Genomic DNA, 17,025 nt, shown 5'->3' on the forward strand with positions numbered 1-17,025 from the left:
AGCCCGCTCACCACAGGGGGTTGGCTGTCGATTAGAACTTGTCGAGGGTTTTGAACTTGGTCTCGCGCACCACTTCCTTCGGCTTGTACGCGCAATACCCTGGCCGTGGCCCGATCTTCGGGTGATTGCGGCAAGTATCCGGGCGCTTGTCATAAATAGTGCAGAAGCGCGTCTTACGATCCAGGTACAGGCAATCGTTGTTGCTCATGCGCTGCAGGGTAAAAATCTCGGATTTGGAATTGAAGCGCTCGACGATGCCTTCCTTCTGCAGCCGCTTGGCGATGTTTTTCGGCGGGTCGCCGCGCTCGAACTCATCGACGATGCCAATGCGGATCAGGTCCTTGATCTTCACTTCGACCGGCAGCGTGCAGCAGCTGGACACGCAACCACCGCACATATGCGCGGAATATTTCTGCCACGTTTCAAGACGGTCGAGTTCCGCGGCGGCGATCAGTTGAGGCTTCATCAAGGTTCCAGGGTGAGGCGGTATCAGGGCGCGCGATCATACCGGGATTGGTGGTTTTTTGAACAATATTTCGCAAATTTCATCCAGACGGGTATTCGGGCACGCGCCCTGCATCTAATTCGCGCAAAGGTGAATGAGTTAAAAAACTGCCGAACCAGAGCGTCTACCGTCTGTCAGACCGTCTAGGCTCTAGCAACTCCTTCTATCTCGCCCGAGGTCGCAATTGATGTCTCAGGAACCACTTGCACGAGAAGCAGAGGTAGCCGCATTTCGCGATGCCGTCTTGACCAAACTCACCTACGCGGTGGGCAAGGACCCGGATCACGCCTTCGACCATGACTGGTTCGAGGCCATTGCCCTGGCCGCCCGCGACCAGATGGTCGACCACTGGATGGACCATACGCGGCGTATCTACCGCAAAGGCCAAAAGCGGGTTTATTACCTTTCCCTGGAATTCCTCATCGGCCGCCTGCTCTACGACAGCCTGAGCAACCTGGGCGTGCTGGAGATTGCGCGCGAAGCGCTGTCCGAGCTGGGCGTCGACCTGGAGCGCATCCGCCTGCTGGAGCCCGACGCGGCGCTTGGCAACGGTGGCCTGGGCCGCCTGGCGGCGTGCTTCATGGAAAGCATGTCGACCCTGGGCATTGCCGGCCATGGGTATGGCATTCGTTATGAGCACGGCTTGTTCCGCCAGGCGATTGTTGATGGCTGGCAGCAGGAACAGACCGAACGCTGGCTGGATTTCGGTAACCCGTGGGAGTTCGAGCGGGCCGAAGTGATTTACCCGATCGGCTTTGGCGGTAGCGTCGAAACCCTCGCGGATGCTTCCGGCAAGATGATCCAGGTGTGGTCGCCCAACGAAACCGTACGGGCCGTGGCCTATGACACCCCGGTGGTCGGCTGGCGTGGCGCAAGTGTGAACACCCTGCGCTTGTGGCGCGCACGGGCGGTAGAAGACCTGCACCTGGAGCGCTTCAACGCCGGTGACCACTTGGGCGCCGTCGCCGAAGTGGCCCGCGCCGAGAGCATCTCCCGAGTGCTTTACCCGGCCGACAGCACCGAAGCGGGGCAGGAGCTGCGTCTGCGCCAGGAATACTTCTTCGTTTCCGCCTCCCTGCAAGACTTGCTGCGCCGCCACAAGAACATGCACGGCTCGGTGCTGAGCCTGGGCGAGCACGCTGCGATCCAGCTCAACGACACCCACCCGTCCATCGCCGTGGCCGAGTTGATGCGTCAACTGGTCGACCTGCACGACATTCCGTGGGAAGCGGCGTGGGACGTGACCGTCGAAACCCTGTCGTACACCAACCACACCCTGCTGCCCGAAGCGCTGGAAACCTGGCCGGTCGGACTGATGGAGCGCATGCTGCCTCGGCACATGCAGATCATCTACCTGATCAACGCCCAGCACATCGACTCGCTGCGCGCCAAAGGCATCCACGACTTTGACGTACTGCGCGCCGTCTCGCTGATCGAAGAAGACAACGGCCGCCGCGTGCGCATGGGCAACCTGGCTTTCCTCGGTTCCCACAGCGTCAACGGCGTATCCGGCCTGCACACCCAACTGATGCGCAGCACAGTGTTCTCCGAGCTGCACAAGCTGTACCCGGAGCGTATCAACAACAAAACCAACGGCATCACTTTCCGTCGCTGGTTGTACCAGGCCAACCCGAAGCTCACGTCCATGCTGGTGGAGGCACTGGGTCCGGACATTCTCGACAAGCCCGAAGAGCGGCTGGTGGAGCTTGAGCCGTTCGCCGAGAAACAGACGTTCCGCAAGGCTTTTGCCGAGCAACGCTTGCACAGCAAGCGCGCGCTGGCGGACATCATTCACGAGCGCCTGGGCATCGCGGTCAACCCGGCGGCGATGTTCGACGTGCAGGTCAAGCGTATCCACGAATACAAGCGCCAACTGCTCAACCTGTTGCACACCGTGGCGCTGTACCAGGCGATCCGTGCCGAGCCTGGCACTGACTGGGTGCCGCGCGTGAAGATCTTCTCCGGCAAGGCGGCGGCCAGTTATCACCAGGCCAAGCTGATCATCAAGCTGACCAACGACATCGCGCGCACGGTCAATAACGACCCGACCGTACGTGGTTTGCTCAAGGTGGTGTTCCTGCCCAACTACAACGTGAGCCTGGCAGAAAGCATCATCCCGGCAGCGGACTTGTCGGAGCAGATCTCCACCGCTGGCTTTGAAGCCTCGGGCACCAGCAACATGAAGTTCGGCCTCAACGGTGCGCTGACCATCGGCACCATGGACGGCGCCAACGTCGAGATGCACGAACGCGTCGGTGCCGAGCATATGTTTATCTTTGGCCTCAGCGCGCAGCAGGTGGAAGCGCGCAAACACGCCGGTGAATTCAACGCCGGGGCCGACATTGCAGCGTCCCATCGGTTGAATGATGTGCTGCAAGCGATTCGGGGCGGGGTGTTCTCGCCGGATGATCCGGGCCGGTACGTGGGGCTGATCGATGGGCTGATCGACTACGACCGCTTCCTGGTCTGTGCTGACTTCGATTCGTACTGGGACGCCCAGGCGCGGGTCGAGGCGCATTGGCATGATTCCAAGGCGTGGTGGCGTTCGGCGGTGCTGAATACCGCGCGCATGGGCTGGTTCAGTTCGGACCGGACCATCAGGGAGTACGCGACCGAGATCTGGAAAGCCCTCGACTAAACAACGCTGGCCTGCACATGTGTGCGGGTTTATGTGGGAGCTGGCTTGCCTGCGATAGCATTACCTCGGTGTGACAGCTACACCGAGGTGTCTGCATCGCGGGCAAGCCCGGCGCCCACATAAGCTTGCTTCCACATGGGGTCTGCGTCGATATACTAGGCGCCAGTTTGCCCGCCTCGGGCTGCTTAGGGATATCGACCATGCAATGGATTTTCATGCTGATTGGCCTGGTGCTCGGCTGGACGCTCGATGAGTCGTTCAGTGATGCGGGTATCGGAGCGCTGTTGGGCTTGGGCATTGGCCAGGCGATTCGCCTGTCAAAGCTGGCGACTCAGGCGGACCAACAGGCGCGTCAGTTGGAAACCACGCAGAAGGCGCTGATTGCGCTGGGTGATCGTCTGCGGCAGCTGGAAGTGCCCACGCCGCCAAGCAATATCGTCGTCGAAGCCCCAATCCCTGAACCCACACCTGTTGGCAAAGCGCCCGATTTGGTTTGGGAGCTGCCGGCCGAATTGGCGCCGGTTGCCATCGTTGCCGAACCAAGCCGGCCGCTGCCGGCTGATGTATGGGCGCCCGCCCCGATACCAGAACCCAAAGAGCCCGCCATCCCCCGTGGCCCCAACCTGATCGAGCGCGCCATCAGTGGCGCGCGCAATTGGTTGTTCGGCGGCAACACCGTGCTGCGTGTCGGCGTGGTGCTGTTGTTTCTCGGTCTGGCGTTCCTGTTGCGCTATGCCACCGAAGGCATGGTGGTGCCGATCGAATTACGTTACGCCGGCGTCGCTGCCGCCGCATTGGGCCTGCTGGGCCTGGGCTGGTGGCTGCGGCTGCGCAACAGCAATTACGGCTTGATGTTGCAAGGCACCGGGATCGCGGTGCTGTACCTGACCGTGTTCGCTGCGATGCGCTTGCACCCGCTGATCGACCCCGGTGCGGCGCTTGGCCTGCTGGTGGCCGTCACGGTGTTCTCGGCGATCCTGGCGATTACCCAGGATGCGCTGGGCCTGGCCTGTGCGGCGGCGCTGGGTGGTTTTGCCGCGCCGATTCTGACTTCCACCGGCGCTGGCAACCATGTGGCGCTGTTCAGTTATTTCGCCCTGCTCAACGCCGGCATCCTGGCGATTGCCTGGTTCAAGGCCTGGCGCCTGCTCAACCTGATCGGTTTTGTCGGCACTTTTGGGATCGGCTTCGCTTGGGGGATGCGCTCCTACACGCCGGAACTGCTGTGGAGTACCGAGCCGTTCCTGATGCTGTTTTTCCTGATGTACCTGTCCATCGGCCTGCTGTTCGCCCGGCGTAAATTGCTCGAGATGCGCGACGCGCCCGAGGATGACAGCCGTGGTGCACTGCTGCGCTGGTCGGCGGCCAAGGGTGATTATGTCGACGGCAGCATGCTGTTTGGCCCGCCGCTGGTGGGTTTCGGCTTGCAGTTTGCGTTGGTGCAGCACTTGGAGTTTGCCGCAGCGTTCAGCGCCTTGGGCCTGGGCATCGTCTACATGGGCCTGGCCCGGCTGCTGAGCGGCGGGCGCGCCTTGTTGCTGGCGGAAACCTGCCTGGCCTTGGGGGTGATCTTTGCCAGCCTGGCCATCCCCCTGGGCCTCGACGCGCGTTGGACGGCTGCGGCCTGGGCGGTGGAAGGCGCCGGCATTTTCTGGCTCGGCTTGCGTCAGCAGCGGCCGTTGGCGCGCGCGTTTGGCTTGTTGCTGCAAGTGGGTTCGGCGCTGGCGTTCCTCAGTGAATTGGGTGTCGGTGAGCACACCTTGCTCAGTGGCGCGCCGTTGGGCGCGCTGCTGCTGGGCGCTGCGTTGTTGTTCAGCTTTGACCAGTTGCGCAAGGCGTCCGAGGAGCAGTCCTCAGACTGGGAGCGCAGAGGCCTCCCGGTGTTGGCGAGCCTTGGCTTGAGCTTTTTGTACCTGCTCGCGCCCTTGTTGCTGGCTACCCAAGGCACCGCTGTGAGTTGGGCAATCGCTGGCCTGGTGACGCTGTTTATAGGCCTGCGCATCGGCTCGCGCACCTTCCTGTTCACCGCATTCGCTGTGCAATTGCTGGGTGGCGCGGTGTTCCTGCTGCGGTTGCAAGGTGGCGACGGCGCGGCGGTGTTCAACGCCGGCTGGAGTGGTTTGCTCACGGCGTCGTTGATTGGCTTGGCCTTGATCGGTGGCATGTTGTTGGCGGCGCGTGACGACATCGTGCGCAGCGATGTGCGGCTGCTGCGCGGGTTGTCGGTGGTGCTGTTGGCGGGCCTCGTATTGATCAACCTCGCGGTGCTGTTTGTGCTGCCGTGGGAAAGCGCCAGTGGCGTGTGGGCGGCCAGTGGCTTGTTGATCATCTGGCTGAGCCTGTACCTGCAACAGCGGGTCAGTTTTGTGTTCGGCTTGCTGCTGCAATTGGTGGGCGGCGGTTCGTTCCTGCTGGCGGTACCGGAGTTGCTCGGGCCACTGACCAGCGAGGGGCTGCTTCCGTTGGCCCACAGCGGTTTCTGGACGCCGATGGTGCTGGGCCTGGCTGCACTGGTCGGCGCCTGGCGCTTGCAGCGCGAACCCCATGCGCCGGTGTTTGCCGTGTTGAAGCTGCAACGCTTGTCGGACTTGTTGTTGGTCTGGGGCGCGGCCTGGTGGACGTTGGCGCTGATCGGCGAAGTGTTGCGGTTTATCCCACAGGAATTGCAGGCGGCATTCCTGCTGGGGTGCGCGGCAATCAGCGTCGCGGTCTGGATGCTGCTGGCTGTGCGCCTGAAGTGGGTGTCGCTGGGGGTGTTGTCCACCCTGCTGATGCCCGCGGTGGGCTTGGTGTTGCTGGTGTACGGACATACTTATTACCACCCCGCGGCGGAGTACGGCTGGCTGGCGTGGTCGGCGGTATTTGTGGTGCATTTCATCTCGCTGCGGCGCCTGGCGGTGATTGTGCCCGCCAAGGCGTTGAGCGTGGCCCACGTACTCGGCTGCTGGATGCTGATCGGCATATTGGCGCTGGAGTTGCGCTACGGTCTGCTGAGGTTTACTGCCGAGTACAACGCCTGGCGCTGGCTGGGCTGGGCGATCCTGCCAAGTCTCTATCTCGTGCTGGCCGCTTCGCCACGTCGTTGGCCATGGCCGGTGTCGGCGTATCCAAGGGAATATCGGGTATTGGCGGCCGTGCCATTGGCGGTGCTGATGCTTGGCTGGTTCTGGCTGGCCAACAGCTTCAGCGACGGCACGGCCAAACCGCTGCCCTATGTGCCGCTGGTCAACCCGCTGGACCTGGGCCTGCTCTTTGCGCTGCTGGGTGTGTATTGGTGCGCGCGAAGTGTCGCGCCGCTACGGGGGCCGCGTACCGAGCTTGTTGCCCAAGGTGTCGCGGGTGTTTCGCTGTTTGCCTTCTTCACCGCGCTGGTGATGCGCACTGCCCACCATTGGGGCGGCGTGCCGTTTCAACTGGATGCGTTGCTCGAATCCATGCTGGTACAGGCCGGTCTGTCGATCGTCTGGACCTTGATCGCTCTCGGCCTGATGATCGGCGGCCACCTGCGCCATCGCCGCGAGGTGTGGCTGATCGGTGCAGTGTTGATTGCGGTGGTGGTCGCCAAGTTGTTCTTTGTCGAACTGAGCAACCGCGGCGGTCTGGCGCGGATCGTGTCGTTTATAGGCGTGGGTGGGCTGTTGCTGGTGGTGGGTTACTTCGCACCGCTGCCACCCAAGCGTGCCGAACCGGTGTTGGACACTGAAGGAGCATCCTCTTGATCGGTAAGTTGAGCGTGGCCGTGCTGGGCCTGTGTACGACCTTGTCTGTGTGGGCGCAGGAAACGCCGGCCGACTTCACCGCCCACGTGCCGCTGAACGTCAGCGGCAGCGGCCCTTGGTATCGCCTGGAGCTGCCGCTGGCGGTGCAATTGAACGCGCGCCAGGCCGATCTTGGCGATGTGCGCGTGTTCAACGCCGCCGGCGAGCCCCAGGCCTATGCATTGTCGCGTCAGGCCTCGCAGCGCAGCGAAAGTCGCAACGTGACGGCGGTGAAGTGGTTCCCGCTCTACGCCGCCGACACCCAGCAAGCCCTGCCAAACGTGGTAATGAAGGCAACCACTTCCGGCACCCTGGTGGAAATCAAACCGTCCACAGCCCCCAAACCCGGCAAGCAAGTGCTGCGGGGCTGGGTATTGGACGCCAGTGCAATCAAGGCGCCCCTGCAGCAATTGAGCCTGGACTGGAGTCGCGAGCAGGAGGGCTTCCAGCGTTTCAGCATTGAAGCCAGTGATGATTTGCAGCACTGGAAAGCCTGGGGCGATGGGCAAGTGGCGCGCTTGTCATTTGCCGATGAACGGGTCGAGCAGCATGACGTGAGCTTGCCGGGGCAATCGGCGCGTTATTTGCGGCTGGTGTGGCAAGGCCAGGCGGCGCCGTTGTTGACGTCGGCGAAGCTGGAGAGCGCCACCAGCAGCACCTTGCCGATGCCGTTGGTGTGGTCGCAGGCCTTTCCAGGGGAGCGACTCAAGGCGGGAGAGTACAGTTGGCAATTGCCGACGGGGCTGAATGTCGAGCGCTTGCGGGTCGAATTGAAGCAGCCCAATACACTGGCGCCGGTGACGTTGTCGGGTCGAAGTGACGCCAAGCAAACCTGGCAGCCGTTGAGCAATGGCCTGCTGTATCGCCTGACCCAGAGCGGCAAGGACGTGGTGCAGGATGAATTGCAGTTGCCGGGCCAGACGGTTGCCCAGTTGAAGTTGCAAGTGGACGAGCGGGGCGGTGGACTGGGCGTCGAAGCCCCCGCCTTACGCGTGGCCGTGCGTGCCACGCAGCTGGTGTTCCTGGCGCGGGGTGAGCCGCCCTTCAGCTTGGCGCTGGGGAACGCGTCCGTGAAAGCCGCGAGCTTGCCACTTTCGACGCTGATTCCCGATTACAGTCCCGAGCGTTTGAAGGCGCTGGGCCAGGCCACCTTGGTGGGAGAAATCGCGGTCAAACCGCCTGCGATTGCCGCCTTGCCCGAAGCCGGCACCGACTGGAAGAAACTCGGCCTGTGGGCCGTGTTATTGCTCGGCGTGGCGGCACTGGGTGCCATGGCCTACAGTTTGCTGCGCAAGCCGCCGGTGGCAGGTTAAATAAAGTCCATGAACTCTATTGGGTTTAAATCCTCTGATAGGAGGAAATACGCCCCGACTCGCGTTAAACTGCGCGGGTTTTCAGCCCCCCATTCTCCGGAGCCTTACATGTCCCGCGTTACCTTGAGTCGCTATTTGATTGAGCAGACCCGCAGCAACAACACGCCTGCCGATCTGCGCTTCCTTATCGAAGTGGTGGCGCGTGCTTGCAAGGAAATCAGCCACGCCGTGTCCAAAGGCGCATTGGGTGGTGTCCTGGGCAGCATGGGCACTGAAAACGTGCAGGGCGAAGTGCAGAAGAAACTCGACGTACTCTCCAACGAGATCCTGCTCGAAGCCAACGAATGGGGCGGTCACCTGGCCGGCATGGCGTCCGAAGAAATGGACAATGCCTACCAGATCCCGGGCAAATACCCGAAAGGCGCGTACCTGCTGGTATTTGACCCACTGGACGGCTCGTCCAACATCGACATCAATGCACCGGTCGGCACCATCTTCTCGGTACTGCGTTGCCCGAACGAATACCTGAGCCAGAACGAAGCCCTGAACGAAAAGGCCTTCCTGCAGCCAGGCACCGAACAGGTTGCCGCTGGCTACGCCATCTACGGTCCACAGACCATGCTGGTGCTGACCCTGGGCGATGGCGTCAAGGGCTTCACCCTGGACCGCGAAATGGGCAGCTTCGTGCTGACTCACGAAGACATCTCCATTCCTGCGTCCACCCAGGAATTCGCGATCAACATGTCCAACCAGCGTCACTGGGAAGAACCGGTGAAGCGCTATGTCAACGAACTGATGGAAGGTGAAGAAGGCCCGTTGAAGAAAAACTTCAACATGCGCTGGGTTGCCGCGATGGTTGCCGATGTGCACCGCATCCTGACCCGTGGTGGTCTGTTCATGTACCCACGCGACAGCCGCGAGCCGTCCAAGCCGGGCAAACTGCGCTTGATGTACGAGGCCAACCCGATGTCGTTCCTGGTTGAGCAGGCGGGCGGTGCGTCCACCGACGGCCACCAGCGCATCCTCGACATCCAGCCTGAAGGCCTGCACCAGCGTGTGGCGGTATTCCTGGGTTCGAAGGAAGAAGTTGAGCGTGTGACGGCCTATCACAAGAAGTAAGCTGCGGCGATAAGTAATCGGCGTTGTTGTGAGCCGTTTCACCCTTGAAGAAGCCCCGAAACGTTTCAGCGTTTTCGGGGCTTTTTTGTTTTCGTTCGTCGGGAACCAGACACCTCTTTTCCCTTCTAAGCTTCTGGCAGATACCCAAGCTGCTTCGTCCCTCCAGGAGTTTTTCCATGTCGTTACGCCGTCTCGCTTTGCTGGCTTTTTGCGTGCTGTTGGCCGCTTGCAGCAAGGTCAATCAAGAAAACTACGCGAAGTTGTCGGCTGGCATGGCCAAGGCTGAGGTGGAGTCGCTGTTGGGCAAGCCTACCGATTGTTCTGGCGCACTGGGCATGTCCAGCTGCACCTGGGGCGATAAAAACAGCTTTATCAGCGTTCAATATGCCGGTGACAAAGTTCTGATGTTTTCCGGGCAAGGCCTGAAGTAAACCGGGGCGCAAGCCTGCGGGAGAAGAAGAATGATGCGTTTTGTTTTGTTCCTTTGTGCCAGCCTGTTTTTGGCGGGCTGTGCCAGCCATTCTGGCGATGATCTGCAACCCAAGACCGCTGGCAGCGTCAACCTCAAGCGTTACCAGGGCACCTGGTATGAGTTGGCCCGATTGCCGATGTACTTCCAGCGCAACTGCGCGCAGTCCGAAGCTCGCTACACGTTGCTGCCCGATGGCGATATGTCAGTGTTCAACCGCTGCCTGACGACCGAGTGGAAGTGGGAAGAAGCCAAGGGCACCGCCACCCCGCAAGTACCGGGCAAGACCGACAAGCTCTGGGTGGAATTCAATAACTGGTTTACCGCGCTGCTACCCGGCGTCGCCAAGGGCGATTACTGGGTGCTGTATGTCAGCGATGACTACAAGACCGCGATCGTCGGCAGCCCGAGCCGGCGCTACATGTGGATCTTGTCGCGCACGCCGACGGTCAATGCGGACACCCGCGAAGACCTGCTGAGCAGGGCGCGGCAACAGGGGTATGACACCACACGTTTGATCTGGCGCACGTCGGACAAGCAGATGGCGAAGACCTCGCAATAACCCTGGGCCACCGCCGATCAAAAAATGTGGGAGCTGGCTTGCCTGCGATAGCATCACCACGGTGTAACTGATACACCTTGGTGCCTGTATCGCAGGCAAGCCAGCTCCCACATGTGTTATGTGTCGCGTGTTAGCCCAGTAGCGCTCTCAAGACTTGCGTGAAGGCCCGGCTGCTTTCTTCTTCACCGGCGTGGTGCCCATCGCGCACCGCCCACTTTCCGTTGACCAGCACATCCCGCACCTGCCGATCACCGCCCGCGAACAGCCAGCGATTGAGAATCCCGTCCTCCGTTGCCGTCGCCAAGTACGGATCATTACCGTCCAGCACAATCCAATCCGCACGCTTGCCCACTTCCAGTCGACCAATCGGCTGGCCCAACGCCTGGGCACCGCCGTCCAGCGCGGCATCGAACAGCGTGCGGCCGACCATCGGCTGATCGCTGCGATACAACCGATTACGCCGCTGATCGCGCAGGCGCTGGCCATATTCCAACCAACGCAACTCTTCCACCACGCTCAGTGATACATGGCTGTCGGACCCGATGCCCATGCGTCCGCCTTGGGCGAGGAAATCCACCGCCGGGAAAATCCCGTCACCCAGGTTGGCCTCGGTGGTCAGGCACAAACCGGCAATCGCACGGCTCTTGGCCATGCGCGCCACCTCGTCCGCATCGGCATGGGTGGCATGCACCAGGCACCAGCGTTCATCCACTTCAATGTTGTCGTACAGCCATTGCAGCGGGCGTTTGCCGCTCCAGGCCAGGCAGTCTTCAACTTCCTTCTGCTGTTCGGCGATGTGGATATGCACCGGGCACGCCTTGTCGCTGGCGGCCAGCACGTCATTGATTTGCTGTGGCGTCACCGCGCGCAACGAGTGGAAACACAGCCCCAACTGCTGCGCCGTTTGTGCGGCGAGGATGGGTTTGAGCTGCGCCTGCAGGTCCAGGTATTGCTCGGTGCTGTTGATAAACCGCCGCTGGCCTTCATTCGGTGCCTGGCCGCCAAACCCGGAGTGGCTATAGAGCACCGGCACCAGCGTCAGGCCGATACCGCTGCTGGCCGCCGCCTGGCTGATCTGCCGCGACAGCTCCGTGCGATCCGCATACGGCTGGCCGCTGACGTCATGGTGCACATAGTGAAATTCGGCCACCGACGTGTAGCCGGCCTTGAGCATCTCGATGTACAGCTGGCGCGCGATCACCTGCAATTGGTCCGGGTTTATCTTGCCCACCATGCGGTACATCAGGTCGCGCCAGGTCCAGAAACTGTCATTCGGGTTGCCGGCCACTTCAGCCAAGCCGGCCATCGCACGCTGGAAGGCATGGGAGTGCAAGTTCGGCATACCCGCCAATACCGGGCCTCTCAGCCGTTCAGCACCTTCTGCGCTGGCATTGGCCTCAACTTTAGTCAGCAGCCCATCGGCGCTGACTTCAAGACGTACATCATTGGCCCATCCATTAGGCAGCAGCGCGCGTTCGGCAAAGAAAGCGGACATGATCAAGGCACCCCGGTCGTGTGTTTATTTGTATATACATATACAGACGTTTGCCTGCTCGGTAAACTCCGGCAATCTATGCATCTTTTCCCCCTGCAAGGATTCCCTGTGCCGACTCCGCCTGCCAAGTCTTCGCTGGCTGCCCACATGGACGAAAGTCCGGCGCCCTTGTATGCCCGCGTCAAACAGATGATCAGCCAGCAGATACTCAACGGCAACTGGCCGCCCCATTACCGCGTGCCGTCGGAGAGCGAGCTGGTCAGCCAGCTGGGTTTCAGCCGCATGACCATCAACCGTGCGTTGCGCGAGCTCACCGCTGAAGGTTTGCTGGTGCGCATGCAAGGTGTCGGCACCTTTGTCGCCGAGCCCAAGAGCCAGTCGGCCCTGTTCGAAGTGCACAACATTGCCGATGAGATCGCCTCGCGCGGTCATCGACATACCTGCCAGGTCATCCACCTGGGCGAGGAGGCTGCCGGTTCCGAGCGCGCTGTCGCCCTGGAAATGCGCGAAGGTGGGCGAGTCTTCCACTCGCTGATCGTGCACTTCGAAAACGATATTCCCGTGCAAATCGAAGACCGTTTCGTCAACGCCCTGGTCGCGCCGGAATACCTGCAGCAGGATTTCACCCAACAGACGCCTTACGCCTACCTCAACCAGGTGGCACCGCTGACCGAAGGCGAGCATGTGGTTGAAGCCATCCTTGCCGATGCAGCCGAGTGCAAGTTGCTGCAGATCGAACCCAGCGAGCCGTGCCTGCTGATTCGCCGGCGCACCTGGTCGGGCCGCCAGCCGGTGACCGCCGCGCGTCTGATCCACCCCGGTTCCCGTCACAGCCTGGAAGGACGTTTCAGTAAATGAGTGCAGTGAAAGTCTGGCGCGCCACCGATTACGTGCGCATGCCATGGAAAAACGGCGGTGGCAGCACCGAAGAAATCACCCGTGATGCCGGTACCGGCCTGGATGGTTTTGGCTGGCGACTGTCGATTGCCGATATTGCCGAGTCGGGTGGGTTTTCGACTTTCGCCGGCTACCAGCGCGTGATCACCGTGATCAAGGGCGCGGGCATGGTCCTGACCGTGGACGGTGAGGAGCAGCGCGGTTTGTTACCGCTCCAACCCTTCGCGTTCAAGGGTGACAGCCAAGTGTCATGTCGCCTGATCACCGGGCCGATCCGCGACTTCAACCTGATCTATTCGCCACAGCGTTACCACGCACGGTTGCAATGGATCGATGGCGAGCAGCGCTTTTTCAGCACGGCGCAGACGGTGCTGGTGTTCAGCGTGGCGGATGAAGTGAAGGTGCTGGACCACAAGCTGGGGCATCACGACTGCCTGCAAGTGGACGGTAACACTGGCCTGCTGGATATCTCCGTCAGCGGCCGCAGCTGCATTATCGAACTGACTGCTCGCGATTAAAAACTGTGGGAGCGGGCTTGCCCGCGAATGCGGTGTATCAGTACCAGAGAGGCTGGCTGACCCACTGCATTCGCGGGCAAGCCTGCTCCCACATTTGTTTTGTGGAGAGCAATAGAACTGTTTCCAACGTGCGCACCAATTTGTTACCGAATGCCCCAGCGTGGCGCAAAACCACGCCATCGCGCCAAACCTCCCTTGCTGTAAAAATCCTCCGTAAGAAATTTCATTAAGTCTCCAAGCCTTAATTTCCAAGGCTTGCGCCCACTTTCGAAAAAAATCTCAACATCACCCTCAGCAAGTTGGCCGCTTGATTGCATATGCTTGTATGTACAAGTAAAGATGTGTGCGTAAGACTCTCCTTCGCACCATCCATGTTCGCGCATCATGCCGAGGAGTCCAGTCGTGACCGATTTTTCTAAAGCCAGGCCTACAAAATACCGTGACGTCGAAATCCGTGCCGCCCACGGTAACAAGCTCACCGCCAAAAGCTGGCTGACTGAAGCGCCGTTGCGCATGCTGATGAACAACCTCGACCCGCAAGTGGCCGAGAACCCGAAAGAATTGGTGGTGTACGGCGGTATCGGCCGCGCGGCGCGCAACTGGGAGTGCTACGACCAGATCGTCGAGAGCCTCACCAACCTGAATGACGACGAAACCCTGCTGGTGCAATCCGGCAAGCCGGTCGGCGTATTCAAGACCCACAGCAACGCCCCACGTGTACTGATCGCCAACTCCAACCTGGTGCCGCACTGGGCCAGCTGGGAACACTTCAACGAACTGGATGCCAAGGGCTTGGCCATGTACGGCCAGATGACTGCTGGCAGCTGGATCTACATCGGCAGCCAGGGCATCGTCCAAGGCACCTACGAAACCTTCGTCGAAGCGGGTCGCCAGCATTACAACAGCGACCTGACTGGCCGTTGGGTCCTCACCGCCGGCCTCGGCGGCATGGGCGGCGCGCAACCTTTGGCCGCAACGCTGGCCGGCGCGTGCTCGCTGAACATTGAATGCCAACAAGTCAGCATCGACTTCCGCCTGAACAGCCGTTACGTCGACGAGCAAGCCACTGACCTCGACGACGCCCTGGCACGCATCGCCAAGTACACCAAGGAAGGCAAGGCCATCTCCATCGCCCTGCTGGGTAACGCCGCGGAAATCCTGCCGGAACTGGTCAAGCGTGGCGTACGCCCGGACATGGTCACCGACCAGACCAGCGCCCACGACCCGCTCAACGGCTACCTGCCGGCCGGTTGGACCTGGGACGAATACCGCGCCCGCGCCAAGACCGAGCCCGCCGCCGTAATCAAAGCCGCCAAGCAGTCGATGGCCGTGCACGTCAAAGCCATGCTGGAATTCCAGAAGCAAGGCATCCCGACCTTCGACTACGGCAACAACATCCGCCAGATGGCGCAAGAAGAAGGCGTGGAAAACGCCTTCGACTTCCCAGGTTTCGTACCGGCCTACATCCGCCCGCTGTTCTGCCGTGGCATCGGCCCGTTCCGTTGGGCTGCGCTGTCGGGCGACCCGCAAGACATCTACAAAACCGACGCCAAAGTCAAAGAGCTGATCCCGGACGACGCTCACCTGCACAACTGGCTGGACATGGCGCGCGAGCGTATCAGCTTCCAGGGCCTGCCGGCGCGTATCTGCTGGGTCGGCCTGGGCCAGCGTGCCAAGCTCGGCCTGGCGTTCAACGAAATGGTACGCAGCGGCGAGCTGTCGGCACCGGTCGTGATCGGCCGTGACCACCTCGACTCCGGCTCGGTATCCAGCCCGAACCGCGAAACCGAAGCCATGCAGGACGGTTCTGACGCCGTGTCCGACTGGCCACTGCTCAACGCCTTGCTCAACACCGCCAGCGGCGCGACCTGGGTTTCGCTGCACCACGGTGGTGGCGTAGGCATGGGCTTCTCCCAGCACTCCGGCATGGTGATCGTCTGCGACGGCACCGACGAAGCGGCTGAGCGCATTGCCCGTGTACTGCACAACGACCCGGCCACCGGTGTGATGCGTCACGCAGACGCTGGCTACCAGATCGCGATCGACTGCGCCAAAGAGCAGGGCCTCAATCTCCCGATGATCAAATAACTCAATGTGGGAGGGGGCTTGCCTGCGATGGCATCCCCTCGGTTCTACTGATAGACCGAGTCGCCCGCATCGCAGGCAAGCCAGCTCCCACAGAAAAGCGGTTTTACACAGGCTTTATGAACAATCCATCAGAGGTTGAACGCACATGGCTGCAAATGACGCACGTGCAAGCACCACCCCGTTGATCGAAAGGCGTTCGATCGACTACATCCCGGAAGCGGAAAGACACGGTCGTCTGTTTAGCCAGTTCACCCTGTGGATGGGCGCCAACCTGCAGATCACCGCGATTGTCACCGGGGCCTTGGCCGTGGTGCTGGGCGGTGATGTGTTCTGGTCGTTGATCGGGCTGTTTGTCGGCCAACTGATCGGCGGCGGCGTCATGGCGTTGCATGCGGCGCAGGGGCCCAAGCTGGGCCTGCCGCAGATGATTTCCAGTCGGGTGCAGTTCGGCGTGTATGGCGCGGCCATTCCGATCGTGCTGGTGTGCCTGATGTACCTGGGTTTCACCGCCACCGGCACCGTGCTTTCGGGGCAGGCGCTGGGCCAGTTGTTCGGGGTCAGCGACAGCGTGGGCATCCTGATTTTCGCCAGCGTGATCGTGCTGGTCACGGTGCTCGGCTACCGGGTGATCCATTTCATTGGCCGCGTCGCCAGCGTCATTGGCGTGGTCGCCTTTGTCTACCTGTTCAGCCGGCTGGTGAGCCAGACCGATGTGGGCGCACTCCTGCAGATCCGCCACTTCAGTTGGAGCAGTTTCCTGCTGGCGGTATCGCTCGCGGCCTCCTGGCAGATCGCTTTCGGCCCTTACGTGGCGGACTACTCGCGTTACCTGCCGAGCACGACGTCATCGGTGAAGACTTTTTTCGCCGCCGGCGCGGGTTCGGTCGTGGGCGCTCAGGTGGCGATGGTCCTCGGCGTGTTTGCCGCAGCCATGTCCAATGGTCAGTTCGCCGGGCATGAAGTGGCCTACATCGTTGGCTTGAGCGGTACCGGCGCCACCGCTGCGCTGCTGTACTTCAGCATCGCGTTTGGCAAGGTCACCATCTCGACGCTGAACTCTTACGGCAGCTTCATGTGCATCGCGACCATCATCAGCGGCTTCCGTGGTCGCCTTGAGGTCACGCGCCTGCAGCGCTTGGTATTCGTGCTGGTGATTGTCGGGACCGCGACCCTGATCGCGTTGCTCGGCCAGCACTCGTTCCTCGGTGCGTTCAAGTCTTTCATCCTGTTCCTGCTGGCGTTCTTCACGCCCTGGAGTGCGATCAACCTGGTGGACTACTACTGCATCACCCGCGAGCGCTATGACGTGCCGGCACTGGCCGACCCCAACGGGCGCTATGGCCGCTGGAACCTGCTGGGTATCAGCGTGTATGTCTTCGGCGTGCTGGTGCAGTTGCCGTTCATCTCCACCAAGTTCTACACCGGCCCCCTGGTGGCCGCGCTGGGTGATGTGGATATTTCCTGGATCATCGGCCTGGTGCTGCCGGCGGCGCTGTATTACCTGTGTGCAAAAAAATGGCACGGCACGGTGCCCGATCACCTGATCCTGCCAACAGAGCAGGGCGCTATACCAAGAGCAAACGGGCTGGCTGCACAAGCCTGATGGGACGTGGACAGGGCAGGATGCCTACTGACTGCCGTAATCCATTTCAAGATTGGGAGC

At 61.3% G+C, this 17,025-nt stretch carries 12 protein-coding genes; 10 read left to right on the plus strand and 2 right to left on the minus strand.

Features of this window, described 5'->3' with window-relative positions:
- Positions 1-31: 31 nt before the first annotated feature.
- Complete coding sequence (locus KHP07_RS29070; protein ID WP_017529542.1) at positions 32-466, minus strand: YkgJ family cysteine cluster protein; 435 nt, start codon at positions 464-466, stop codon at positions 32-34.
- Between the two features lie 226 nt (positions 467-692).
- On the opposite strand from KHP07_RS29070, the gene KHP07_RS29075 reads away from it, so the two are divergent.
- The 6 genes from KHP07_RS29075 to KHP07_RS29100 all read left to right on the plus strand — a co-directional run bounded on the left by KHP07_RS29075 (position 693) and on the right by KHP07_RS29100 (position 10,364).
- Positions 693-3,143: a glycogen/starch/alpha-glucan phosphorylase gene (locus KHP07_RS29075; RefSeq protein ID WP_078046464.1), complete on the plus strand. Its 2,451-nt coding sequence runs from the start codon at positions 693-695 to the stop codon at positions 3,141-3,143.
- Positions 3,144-3,343: 200 nt separating this feature from the next.
- Positions 3,344-6,862: a DUF2339 domain-containing protein gene (locus KHP07_RS29080; protein WP_214498480.1), complete on the plus strand. Its 3,519-nt coding sequence runs from the start codon at positions 3,344-3,346 to the stop codon at positions 6,860-6,862.
- Positions 6,862-8,214, plus strand: a complete 1,353-nt coding sequence (locus tag KHP07_RS29085) for a DUF3999 domain-containing protein (protein WP_099491558.1) — start codon at positions 6,862-6,864, stop codon at positions 8,212-8,214. The genes KHP07_RS29080 and KHP07_RS29085 overlap by 1 nt, the downstream gene beginning before the upstream one ends.
- Before the next feature lie 108 nt (positions 8,215-8,322).
- On the plus strand, positions 8,323-9,333 hold the full coding sequence (locus KHP07_RS29090) for a class 1 fructose-bisphosphatase (protein WP_003187818.1): 1,011 nt from the start codon (positions 8,323-8,325) through the stop codon (positions 9,331-9,333).
- Positions 9,334-9,509: 176 nt separating this feature from the next.
- The gene (locus tag KHP07_RS29095; RefSeq protein ID WP_017849914.1) at positions 9,510-9,764 is read left to right on the plus strand and encodes a hypothetical protein; all 255 of its coding nucleotides are present in this window, start codon (positions 9,510-9,512) and stop codon (positions 9,762-9,764) included.
- A gap of 30 nt (positions 9,765-9,794) precedes the next feature.
- On the plus strand, positions 9,795-10,364 hold the full coding sequence (locus KHP07_RS29100; RefSeq protein ID WP_010213852.1) for a lipocalin family protein: 570 nt from the start codon (positions 9,795-9,797) through the stop codon (positions 10,362-10,364).
- A 130-nt stretch (positions 10,365-10,494) separates the two neighbouring features.
- Here the strand turns inward: KHP07_RS29100 and KHP07_RS29105 are convergent, their stop codons facing one another.
- Entirely contained in the window at positions 10,495-11,859 is a 1,365-nt protein-coding gene (locus tag KHP07_RS29105) for a formimidoylglutamate deiminase (protein WP_214498481.1), read from the minus strand.
- A 147-nt stretch (positions 11,860-12,006) separates the two neighbouring features.
- On the opposite strand from KHP07_RS29105, the gene hutC reads away from it, so the two are divergent.
- The 4 genes from hutC to KHP07_RS29125 all read left to right on the plus strand — a co-directional run bounded on the left by hutC (position 12,007) and on the right by KHP07_RS29125 (position 16,965).
- On the plus strand, positions 12,007-12,717 hold the full coding sequence (hutC, locus tag KHP07_RS29110; protein ID WP_017738808.1) for a histidine utilization transcriptional repressor HutC: 711 nt from the start codon (positions 12,007-12,009) through the stop codon (positions 12,715-12,717).
- Positions 12,714-13,274 (plus strand): HutD/Ves family protein, encoded by a 561-nt coding sequence (locus KHP07_RS29115; protein ID WP_028615382.1) that lies wholly within the window; start codon positions 12,714-12,716, stop codon positions 13,272-13,274. Before hutC ends, KHP07_RS29115 begins: the two co-directional genes overlap by 4 nt.
- A 384-nt stretch (positions 13,275-13,658) precedes the next feature.
- A complete protein-coding gene (gene hutU, locus KHP07_RS29120) occupies positions 13,659-15,362 on the plus strand; it encodes a urocanate hydratase (RefSeq protein WP_078046468.1) in 1,704 nt (567 codons plus the stop codon).
- 145 nt (positions 15,363-15,507) lie between these two features.
- A complete protein-coding gene (locus tag KHP07_RS29125; protein WP_214498482.1) occupies positions 15,508-16,965 on the plus strand; it encodes a purine-cytosine permease family protein in 1,458 nt (485 codons plus the stop codon).
- Positions 16,966-17,025 lie beyond the last annotated feature (60 nt).

Source organism: Pseudomonas sp. VS40 (assembly GCF_018587885.1).
In the GTDB taxonomy this organism is placed as follows: Bacteria; Pseudomonadota; Gammaproteobacteria; order Pseudomonadales; family Pseudomonadaceae; genus Aquipseudomonas; species Aquipseudomonas pergaminensis.